Consider the following 11,142-nt stretch of genomic DNA (forward strand, 5'->3'; position numbering starts at 1 on the left):
GCTATTTTGAGCCTAGTCTAACTCGCAGGTTTTGTGACTTATTCTTTTGAATTTCATGTTGTTCAGTTGATATGAGCCTATTGGCTATTTAGAACAAATGTTACCAATTGTTTCCAATTTACAAACGCTTACAAATTAACAAAGGCAGAGTTATTTTTTATTTACCTTTTCGCTTATGATGTGAGCAAATAACATATGGCTAGTAAAATAAGAAGGGAATATGTCGTTGCTAAATTCATTTCAAAAATCACTTTTGGCATTATCAGTATTAGGCTTAGTTGCTTGTTCAGGCGAAGAAAGCACTGAAAAAGCAGATAGCAAAACCGAGCAAGTTGCGAAAAAACAAGAAAAAGAAGAGTTTGCCATTCCTGTTGAAGTCACTTTTTCAAAAGTCGGTGATGTTGCCAAGTTCTATCAAACCACTGCCATTTTAGAAGCAGAGCAAGAAAGTAAGGTGGTTAATAAGGTAACGGGCATGCTTGAATCTGTGCATGCACAAGAAGGTCAGCGTGTGAGTACCGGGGACTTACTTGCACAAATTGACCCGCGCAATTATGAATTAGATTTTGAACGTGCCAAGATTGATTACGAATCAGCAAAGTCAGAGTACCGTCGAAGCCAGCCAGTTGACGGCAAACAGCTGATCTCTGAAAAAGACCTTGATAAACTGCGTTTTAGAGTGCAAACCACAGAAAACCAACTAGAAGTTGCCAGAATTAAACTTCGCGACAGTAAGGTTGTTTCGCCGATTGACGGCGTTATCGCAAAACGTTCCGTTAAAGCACATAACATGCTAAGTACTTCAGGCAATGAAATGTTCCATGTTGTGTCACTAGACTCACTCATTGGTGTGGTTTACTTGCCTGAGTCAGAGCTAAGTAAAGTAAAGCTAGGTCAAGTTGCTAAACTTCATTTTCCTGCAGAACCAAACCTACAACTAGAAGCAACCGTACTGCGAATTGCCCCTTTGGTAGATAGCAAGTTAGGCACATTCAAAGTGACACTGACGATTGATAATCAAGAGAATACTTTAAAGCCGGGGATGTTTGCCCGCGTTGCTTTACTGCTTGATAGCAAGCAAGGCGTTACTTTGGTACCTGAAAACGCAGTAATCAAAAAAGATGGTAAAGCAACCCTGTTCGTTGCACAGAATGACAGAGCTAAAAAACTTGAAGTGGAAACGGGTTACACCCAAGACGGTTGGGTAGAAGTCATTACCCCTATTCCGAATGAAGATGGCGTTATCACTGTAGGTCAACATGGTTTGAAAGACGATGCCTTACTGAAAGTGTTAAATCACGACCAAAGTGCCATCGTGAACAATACTGAAGACAAATCTCAACAGCTTTAATCGCGCCAGAAGTAAGGACAGAGTATGAATATTGCTAGGCTTGCGGTAAAGCGCCCAGTGACCATAACCATGTTGGTTTTGGCGGTGATGTTGTTTGGTATGGTGGGTTTTTCACGCCTTGTGGTGTCGTTATTACCTGATTTGAGTTATCCAACTTTAACAGTTAGAACAGAAAACCCCGGTGCGGCCCCCGCTGAAATTGAACAACTGATTTCAAAACCAATTGAAGAAGCGGTGGGTGTTGTTAAAGGCATTCGCAAACTGCATTCTATTTCTAAACCGGGTCAATCAGATTTAGTCATCGAGTTTCAATGGGGCACAGATATGGATCTGGCCATTATGGAACTTCGCGAAAAACTCGATATGGTAATGCTACCTGTTGAGCTCAGAAAACCCGTCATTTTAAGGTTTAACCCATCTTTAGACCCAATTTTAAGACTAAGCATCTCAGGTGAAGCGCAATCTTATACACAGCTAAGATCGCTGCGTACTTACGCAGAAGAAGAGTTAAAACGCGCCCTTGAACCTATTGATGGGGTTGCAGCAGTTCAACTCAGTGGTGGCTTAGAGCAAGAAGTACAAGTGCTTATTGACCAACAACAAGCCAATCTTCGTGATGTGACCGCTGAGATGATCACTAACCGTATTAAAAATGAAAACATCAATGTGTCGGCTGGTCGAGTTTATGACGGTCAGCAAGAGTTTTTAGTTCGCACCCTTAACCAGTTTACTTATATCGAAGAAATTGGCGATGTCATTATTAAACAAGATGCCGGACAAACGGTTTACTTGCGTGACATTGCCACTGTGGTTGATGGTGTAAAAGAGCGTCAAGATATTACTCGAGTTAATGGCAATGAAGCAATCGAGATGGCTTTGTACAAAGAGGGCGATGCTAATACAGTGGCTGTGGCCAAACGTGTACAGGCTAAAATCAAACAGCTACAGGATGAATTACCAGAAAACGCTGAGCTGAAAATTCTGTCAAATCAGGCCGAGTTTATCGAAAAAGCTATTGATGAAGTAAAGCAAACTGCCATTATCGGTGGTCTACTTGCGATTGTGGTTTTGTATCTTTTCTTAGGTAAGTTTAAACCGACAATCATCATTGCACTGGCTATTCCAACCTCCATCATTGCAACCTTTAACTTGATGTTTGCCAATAACATCAGCCTAAACATTATGTCTTTAGGCGGTATTGCATTGGCGGTTGGCTTATTGGTCGATAACGCCATCGTAGTGCTTGAAAATATCTATCGTAAAAAAGAACAAGGCCAAAATGTTGAACAAGCAGCAATTGAAGGCACCAATGAAGTATCGGGTGCAGTTACAGCGTCTACACTGACAACATTGGCAGTATTTGCACCTTTGGCTTTTGTCACAGGCTTTGCTGGTGAGATTTTCAGCGATCAAGCACTAACGGTCACCTTTGCTCTACTTGCCTCATTAATTGTGGCACTGAGCTTTATTCCAATGTTGGCGTCACGTCAATTTTCAATTGCCTCGGGTGATGCAAACCTTGACAACATTGAATCTGAAAAGCCCGTGAAAACAGGTGCAAAGAAATGGCTTAGCCTGTTATTACTGCCATTCAAGTTTGTAGCAGTTGTGATCCCATGTTTTATTGGGCGTTGGATATTGCGCCTTATTATGATGCTGTCGAAAATTATTGGCTGGTGCACCAGCAAAATTACTTATCCGGCTTATGTTGCATTTAATGGCGTTTATAAAATCTTTGCTAAAGGGTATGACAAGCTACTTAAAGGCGCGATGAAACAGCGCGCATTGGTCATTTCAATTTCTTTAGTTTTTGCTGTGGGTGTTGCAAGTTTATTGCCTAAATTGGGCATGGAGCTGATGCCTGAAGTGGCGCAAACAGAACTGACTCTAGAAGTCACGCTGCGCCAGGGCACGCCGATTGAACAAACTGACCAACAGCTTAATTTGCTGGCTCGCTCAGTCGTTGATATGCCAGGTGTGGTGCACACTTATAGTATGTCGGGCACAGGTAGTCTGATGATGAGCAGTGCGACACGCGGCGGCTCTCACTGGGGGCAACTGGTTGTTAAAACTGAAACACCAGCACAACTAAGCGCGGTGCAAGATGCGTTACGTGCGCAACTATCTGGCATGGCGCAGGTCAATGCGGAGTTCACGCAAAGTCGTATGTTTGAGCAAGAACGTCCATTAGTTGTGGTCATGAGTGGTTATCAGCTCGATGAGTTAAAACTGTACGCCGATAGGTTGGTATCGCAACTACAACAGCAAAACCGTTTTGCCGATGTCACAACATCGCTCAGAGCGGGGCAGCCTGAGCTGAAAATTGAGTTTGACCATCAACGTTTAAGTAGCCTAGGTTTAACCGCAGCTGGCATTACCGATATTCTGGCAACCAAAATAGGCGGTAATGTAGCGAGCAAATATAACCTAGATGATCGTCAGGTTGATATTTTAGTTCAGGTCGATCGTGATTCGCGTAACTCAGTGGCGGCGATCCGTGACTTAATCATTCATGGTGAAAATGGCCAGAGTGTGCCTTTGTCAGCGGTTGCAAAAGTCACTGAGTCTATTGGCCCGAACGAAATTAACCGTTTAGATCAGGCGCGCGTTGCCATTATTACTGCCTCTGTAAAAGAAGGTGATTTAGCAACAGCTGCACAAGTTGTTCGCAGTGAAGTGGCATCTTTAGGATTACCAGATCGTATTTATAGCCAAGTGATAGGTCAGAATCAGCAAATGGAAGAAGCTTATTCGTCATTAATCATGGCGCTATTGCTGGCGGTATTCTTAGTTTACTTGGTGATGGCTTCACAGTTTGAGTCATTGTTAAATCCGTTCATCATTTTATTCAGCGTGCCATTGGCGGTACTCGGGTCAATCTTTGGTTTATTTATCACAGGTACCAGCTTAAGTGTGATCACCTTTATTGGTTTGATCATGCTAAGCGGTATTGTAGTAAACAACGCCATTGTATTAATTGACCGTATTAATCAATTACGCGCGCAAGGTTGCGCGATGTTAGATGCTATTTTAGAAGCGGCCAACTCGCGTTTACGTCCAATCATTATGACGACCATGACCACAATTTTAGGTTTATTACCTATGGCGATGGCAACAGGGGAGGGCGCAGAATTACGTGCGCCATTGGCGATTACGGTAATGAGTGGGTTATTGATTGCAACCTTCTTAACCCTGATTGTTATTCCTGTTTTATATAGTGTGTTTAACCGTGACCAAGTGCAGGCAAATGAGAACTTAGGTAAGGCGGACTATGAAGCAGGCTAAATCAATCAAAAACTTGACGGCACTGGCTCTCAAACGGCCAGTGACCTGCTTTATGTTGATGCTATCAATGATAGTCGCTGGTCTTATGAGCAGCAAGCTTATTCCACTTGATAGCTGGCCTGCGGTTAACGCGCCTGCCGTGTTTGTGAGAGCATCATACCCAGGTTCGACGCCTGAAGAGATTGAGCGTTTAATCACAAAACCGCTTGAAGAAGCTTTGGCAACCATGGGTGGAGTGAACTCAGTCACTTCACGCACTTCTTCAGGGTGGACGTCACTAACTCTACAGATGAAGTTTTCGACCGACTTAAATGTGGCGATTTTAGAAGCACGTGAGAAGGTCGATCTGGTTCGACACCTTTTACCTGAAGATTTACAACGCGTAGACGTCATGAAGTTTTCAACTCAAGATATGCCGGTTGTTGAGTTAACATTATTGAGTGAAAAATCTTTAAATCGTGACTATGAGTTTTTAGAAAACAACCTAAAAATGCCATTGGAGCGCATTCAAGGCGTGGGGCGCGTAGAGCTTTATTTACGTCAGCCAAGAATTTGGGTGAAACTTGATCCTGACAAACTCGCTATGCATCGGGTTGATATTCAACAAGTGACGCGAGTGCTTCAAGAAGCCAACTTTTTAAAGTCTGTGGGTGAAGTACATACTGATGATTATCGCTATGCGGTGACACCGCAGGGCCAATATCGTGATATCGAAGATATTCGTGCGCAACGCATCAATGAGCGAGTGAAACTCTCTGACATTGCCAACGTGCACTATGCTTTGAGTGAACGTCAATGGCAGCGTCGTGTTGACGGTCAACCAGCTGTTGGCTTAGATATTTTCAGAGAATCGGATTCAAATGTGGTCGATGTGGCAAAGCGCATTCGCGAAACCCTTGATGAAGTGATGCAAAAGCCACAACTGCAACATATTGATATTCAATATGACAGAGATGATGGTAACAGTGTTGAAGTGTCGATTTCTTCGTTGTTACAGGCTGGTGCAATCGGGGCGGTATTATCATTCTTTGTACTATGGTTCTTTTTACGTAACCTGAAACTTACTGGCGTTGTGGTGCTTGCTGTGCCTGTCTCATTAAGTATTTCACTGGCGATTATTTACTTCATGGGCTTCAGCTTAAATATGCTGACCTTGATTGGTTTGATCATCGCAATAGGCTTGCTTATCGACAACTCGGTGGTGGTTTGTGAGAGTATTTTGCAACAACGAGCACAAGGTGACTCGGGTAAAGCGGCAGTCATAGAAGGTGTTGATAAAGTCAGCACGGCTATTTTGAGTGCAACACTCACTACAGTGGTGATCTTTTTGCCTTTGCTCATGGGTGATAGTAATTTCTTAACTGTGATGTTACAGCAGATAGCTGTGTCTATTTGTGTGCCCTTATTGGTGTCTTTGTTGGTTGCGAAAACCCTGATCCCATTGTGTATGTATCGTGTGTTACCTGACAATGCCGGCGTAAACGAATCTGGCTCCGATAAGGTACAGCAAAAATACCGCAAAGCATTAAATTGGGGTCTTAGCCATCCTAAGCGAGTGGGCGCTTTTTTCTTAATTATGTTTACCAGTGTCATGCTGGCTAAAAGTATGGTTGATAAGAGCTCAAGTGACGCTCAATCTCAAAAGCGCCAGCAGATTTTTTATGAGTTTAAGGGTGAACCTGACCTCGATAAAAAACTTGCGTTTTTACAAGAGATCGAAACTTATTTATTAGAAAATAAACAATCTCTAGGCATTAAAAAGGTATATTCTGGCGTCTATCAAAGGGGCGCATGGACTAGCATACGTTTTGTTGAAGACTTACCTAGACCAATAGAAGATATTAAAGAAGATATTCGTAGCAACTTTCCTGAATCAGCGTATGCAAAAGCGTCTTTGCAACGAGAAGCAGGATCTCGAACGGCGGTGAGTGTTTATCTGTTCGGTCGTTCTACGGCAAAGTTAAACGAGTTGGCTGAACAACTTATTCCTGTAATTGAAGCCCATCCACATTTTACCGATGTAAAAAATAGTGCTGAGGGCGATGTTTACGAAATGCAGCTAGTGGTAGACAGACAACGTGCTATGCAGCTGGGTGTTTCGACGCAAGAAATTGCCACTAAAATTGGTAATGCAATGCGTGGTCTCAATTTGAAAACGCTGAGGACTTTAGACAAAGGTGAAGTTGAAATTATCGCGGGTTACTATGAACAGGGCGCTATTCCTATGGAAAAACTTAAAAGTTTACCTGTCATGGAATCAAACGGCGCTATTTTAACCTTGCAACAACTGGTAGAAATAGAAACACGCCCAGCACCGCGCACCATTTCACGCAGAGATCGTCAAACTCAGATTTCTATAGAGATGAATATTCAAGATGTGAGTCACAAAGAAGCGGCAAAGTCGCTGAACGAGATGATGAATGCGATCACATTACCGCGAGGTTATTCTTGGGGTTTAGGTCCTAAGTTTGCTGAGCAAGATGAGTCAATGAAAGACATGGTCTTTAATATGATGATTGCGCTGTTCTTGATCTTTATGATAATGGCGGCGTTGTTTGAGTCATTGTTATTACCAATTGCAATTCTGAGCTCGATAGGTCTTGGCTTTGTTGGGGTTTACTGGACCTTTGCATTACTTGGTATGGGCTTAGGAGAAACAGGCATGTTAGGCATGTTGGTACTCATGGGTATAGTGGTAAACAATGGCATAGTCTTGATAGACCAAATTAACCGCTTTAAGGGTTCAGCAGAGCACTTACAACAAGCGATTGTTGATGCCTGTTCAACCCGCTTACGCCCAATTTTAATGACGGTAGCAACGACGGTGATTGGTATGTTACCTGTGTTATTTGATAGTAGCTCAGCAGATTCAGGTGTATTAGATTACAAACCTATGGCGATTGCGATTATCGGTGGCTTGATCTTTTCAACCTTAACCAGTTTAGCCTTTGTGCCTTACTGCTATTACCTACTTTATCGTTTAGGTCAGGGCAGTAGTAACCGACTTGCTGAAGCTCGGGCTTATGCAAACCAAAAGTTATCTAAATTGAGCTAGCTTTCGGGTTATACCAATTGCATTAAATTTATGAGCAATTATTGCGATAGATAAATAGTCAAATAACAAGGATAAAATTATGACATATAGTTATTCTATATGAGTAATTTTAGACGACGTTAGTGGGCTATTTAGCTCGCTAGAATGATCATGCGACTAATGAAATTGGTATTATAATCTTACGAAACATAAAATGGCGCTTTAAGCGCCATTTTTCTATAAATTTATTATATTGAACAGTTAATTACAGATTTAAACTTGTTAAAGTTTAGGGATTTTAATTATTGTTAAATCAATTATCTATTATTAAGCATTTTAGGAGTCGAATGTGCGTCGTTATTTCGTGGGCTTTTTAGCAGCTTCATTTTTATCAGGTTGTGTATCGACAGTCGATTATACTATCCCTTTATCACAAAGCTTTGAGTCTAACTCAAAACTCATTACAGTAAATTTACCTACGCTGTCAGTATCAGACTCAGCTTATGACATAGATATTGAAAATTATGTCATTAAAAATACTTATACGAGCTGGAAAAAATTTGAAGATAGAAAGCTGACAAACATTGAGCACGAGACAAACTACTTAAATTACATTTTGTTTGATGACGAGCTCTCTTTCATAAAAAAAGAATTTGAATTAGAAAGTAAGCAAAGCTTCAACTTTGAACTGACTCAAAATAACGACATAACAGCCACTTCTCACTGCGAAATTTACGCACAATCACTGTCTAATGAGCATAAATCGTATAATTTAAATTCGAATGGCGTTAGAGCATCTTCAGAATCAATCGCGAGCAGAAACAAGACATTCTTGGTTTGTTCGATTAAGCATCAAGGACAAATTTGGAAACTTACGCTTTTATCTGAAAAAGGCAGTGGCGTTAAAGCGCTGTTTTCAAGTGATGCGCTGAAATATGATATTAAAAGCATCAATGACAGCATCAGTTTAGTTAAAAATGGCGATAAAGTTGAAAAGCGCCAATCAGCCCCTTGGCTATCGAACAAATCAGGTTTGAGCTTTAGCTTTGATAACACCCAAGTGTCAGCCATTTCATTTGTCGGTAAACCAAGGTTTTGGTTAAGTAATACTTTAAGCACTGAGCAGAAGCCGTTGCTGGTTGCAGTAAATTATAGTTTGACTCTATTTAATCGTATCGATGGCGATTGGCGAGAAAAAGAGTCATTTAACAACCAACATTATAATAACCAACTGCAGTAGGTTAATCTAATAGTCATACGCTCAGCTCGTGATTAGAGCGCTAGCTGAGCGATTCTAACGTTTCAAATATTGCCCAGGGGTACAGTTAAATACCTTTTTAAATGCGGTATTAAACGCCGAGCTAGACTCAAAACCCAGCTGCTCGGCTATCGTTTGTTGTGTGTAACCTGCTTCAATCATTTCAACCGCACGAAGACCTCTTAATTTTTGCTTCCATTGGCTAAAGTTCATAGCAAAGCTTTTATGGAATAACCTATTAAGTGTGCGAGTCGACGCGCCAACCAGTTCGCCCCATTGTTCAAGGGTTTTATTGCAGCCAGGGTTTGCGTGTAACTCAGCAATAATAGGCAATAAGCGGTCGTCTTGTGCGGTGGGCATAAAGAAGCTGCTGGTTTGGGCACATTCTAATTGGTCAATGAACACTTGGGTAAAGCGCAGTTTTTTATCGTCAGGTTGGTAGTTGGGAGGCCAGTTACATACCTCTAAGATCATCGCTTTAAGTAATTCATTCACATGGAGCAGTTTGGCCTCATTACCTAATACTTTTACATATTTTTCGTCAATATAAACACTTCTAAAATGCCCGCCATAACGACAAAAGGTCTCATGAGGAAGGTTGGGGGGGATCCACAAAGCTTGATCTGGGGGAATAACAAATTTACCCGCTGGCGTGTGCACACCTAACACCCCATCGCTGGTATAAGCGAGTTGCCCCCAAGTATGTGAGTGAGCTTGCACATGCTGCCAAGGCGGCATTTCAGTGGCTCTTGGGTAGATAGGCTTGCCAAGGGCTTTTAGGTTAAAGCGTGTTTTAACACTCACCCAGCTCGAACTTGGCTGATTTGATAAATTATCTGTCATAACTTTGTATTTTGGTCACACTGTGCACAGCATACAATGTGCTTGCGTTTTAATCAAAGTGCTTATGTGAGGGAAAAGTGGAACAGAATAAACAGTGGCAGTCACCGTTTGGATTTTTAACTATTGCAACCATTGTCATGGCGGTCACGTTTTCGGCGTGGAACGCTTTATTAAATAATTTTGCAGTAGAGGCGGCACAATTTAATGGTGCCAATATGGGCATGTTGCAGTCTCTTCGAGAAATACCAGGCTTGTTAGCATTCACAGCGGTTTTTATTTTATTGGTATTAAAAGAGCAAACCTTTGCGCTAATTAGTTTATGTTTATTGTCGGTTGGCGTGGCGTTAACTGGGTTATTCCCGAGTGTTTATGGGCTATATGCCACAACGGTACTCATGTCGATTGGCTTTCACTACTTCGAAACTTTAAATCAATCTTTGAGTTTACAATGGTTTAGCAAAGATGAAGCACCACAAAAACTGGGTCAATTGATGTCGATTAAATCCATGGCTTCATTGGCAACCTTTGCCTTAATTTGGCTAGGTGTGACTTTCTTTAGTACCGTCTATCAAGGGCTTTATTTATTCTTTGGTGGCGTAGGTTTGTTACTAACATTATTTATGATGGGCGCTTTTCCGCATTTTCCTGAGAAGAATGTGCAACATAAAAAGTTAATCGTGAGAAAAGAATATAGCTTGTATTATATTTTGCTGTTCTTCTCAGGTGCACGTCGCCAAATCTTTATGGTCTTCGCGGGTTTCTTGATGGTGGAAAAGTTTGGTTTCGATGTGGCGCAAATAACCATGCTGTATATGTTCAATCACGTAATTAATATTTTTGCCGCGCCAATGATTGGTAAGATGATAGGTCGAATTGGTGAGCAAAAAGCATTAACCATTGAATACGCGGGTTTAGTGTTGGTATTTGTCGGTTATGCGCTGGTGGAGTCGGCGGAGTTTGCTGCGGTGCTTTACGTGGTAGATCATTTGTTTTTTGCCATGGCCATAGCCCTTAAAACCTATTTTCAAAAAATTGCCCGGCCTGAAGACATTGCCGCTACGGCCGGTGTGAGCTTTACCATAAATCACATTGCGGCGGTGATCATTCCTGCAAGCTTTGGGGTTGTATGGTTATACGATAGCTCACTGGTGTTTTACTTTGGTGCGGGTTTGGCTGGGTGTTCTTTAATTATGAGTCAGTTTATCGGCGGGCATTTGGCAAAGCATCAAGCTCAAAGTGAGCAAACAGCATAAGTTTTTAGCTTCGTACGCTCATGTTGTCGTCAAGATGAGCGTACGTTAAAGACTTTATCATTTTACATTTGTTCATAATCTGTAACGTTTCTGTCTGTCTATCATTGCTGCTCTGTGG

The 11,142-nt window shown here is 41.8% G+C and carries 6 protein-coding genes; 5 read left to right on the forward strand and 1 reads right to left on the reverse strand.

What is annotated here, in order from left to right:
• The first annotated feature begins 220 nt into the window (after nt 1-220).
• The 4 genes from ACXAC4_RS05170 to ACXAC4_RS05185 all read left to right on the forward strand — a co-directional run bounded on the left by ACXAC4_RS05170 (nt 221) and on the right by ACXAC4_RS05185 (nt 8,910).
• On the forward strand, nt 221-1,351 hold the full coding sequence (locus ACXAC4_RS05170) for an efflux RND transporter periplasmic adaptor subunit (protein ID WP_475159538.1): 1,131 nt from the start codon (nt 221-223) through the stop codon (nt 1,349-1,351).
• A 24-nt stretch (nt 1,352-1,375) separates the two neighbouring features.
• The gene (locus ACXAC4_RS05175; protein ID WP_475159540.1) at nt 1,376-4,636 is read left to right on the forward strand and encodes an efflux RND transporter permease subunit; all 3,261 of its coding nucleotides are present in this window, start codon (nt 1,376-1,378) and stop codon (nt 4,634-4,636) included.
• Nucleotides 4,623-7,691 (forward strand): efflux RND transporter permease subunit, encoded by a 3,069-nt coding sequence (locus ACXAC4_RS05180; RefSeq protein ID WP_475159541.1) that lies wholly within the window; start codon nt 4,623-4,625, stop codon nt 7,689-7,691. The genes ACXAC4_RS05175 and ACXAC4_RS05180 overlap by 14 nt, the downstream gene beginning before the upstream one ends.
• 328 nt (nt 7,692-8,019) lie before the next feature.
• A complete protein-coding gene (locus ACXAC4_RS05185; protein WP_475159542.1) occupies nt 8,020-8,910 on the forward strand; it encodes a putative periplasmic lipoprotein in 891 nt (296 codons plus the stop codon).
• 54 nt (nt 8,911-8,964) lie between these two features.
• Here ACXAC4_RS05185 and ACXAC4_RS05190 read toward each other — a convergent pair whose 3' ends face one another.
• On the reverse strand, nt 8,965-9,771 hold the full coding sequence (locus ACXAC4_RS05190) for an AraC family transcriptional regulator (RefSeq protein ID WP_475159543.1): 807 nt from the start codon (nt 9,769-9,771) through the stop codon (nt 8,965-8,967).
• Between the two features lie 77 nt (nt 9,772-9,848).
• On the opposite strand from ACXAC4_RS05190, the gene ACXAC4_RS05195 reads away from it, so the two are divergent.
• Nucleotides 9,849-11,024 (forward strand): MFS transporter, encoded by a 1,176-nt coding sequence (locus ACXAC4_RS05195; protein ID WP_475159545.1) that lies wholly within the window; start codon nt 9,849-9,851, stop codon nt 11,022-11,024.
• Nucleotides 11,025-11,142 lie beyond the last annotated feature (118 nt).

The sequence above is a fragment of the Pseudoalteromonas sp. AWM4_233 genome, assembly GCF_056158285.1.

What these genes read in the sequence shown, in the direction of transcription:
- ACXAC4_RS05175 (WP_475159540.1), top strand. Translation starts at nt 1,376, where the DNA reads ATGAATATTGCTAGGCTTGCGGTAAAGCGCCCAGTGACCATAACCATG.
- ACXAC4_RS05180 (WP_475159541.1), top strand. Translation starts at nt 4,623, where the DNA reads ATGAAGCAGGCTAAATCAATCAAAAACTTGACGGCACTGGCTCTCAAA.
- ACXAC4_RS05190 (WP_475159543.1), bottom strand. Translation starts at nt 9,771, where the DNA reads ATGACAGATAATTTATCAAATCAGCCAAGTTCGAGCTGGGTGAGTGTT.
- ACXAC4_RS05170 (WP_475159538.1), top strand. Translation starts at nt 221, where the DNA reads ATGTCGTTGCTAAATTCATTTCAAAAATCACTTTTGGCATTATCAGTA.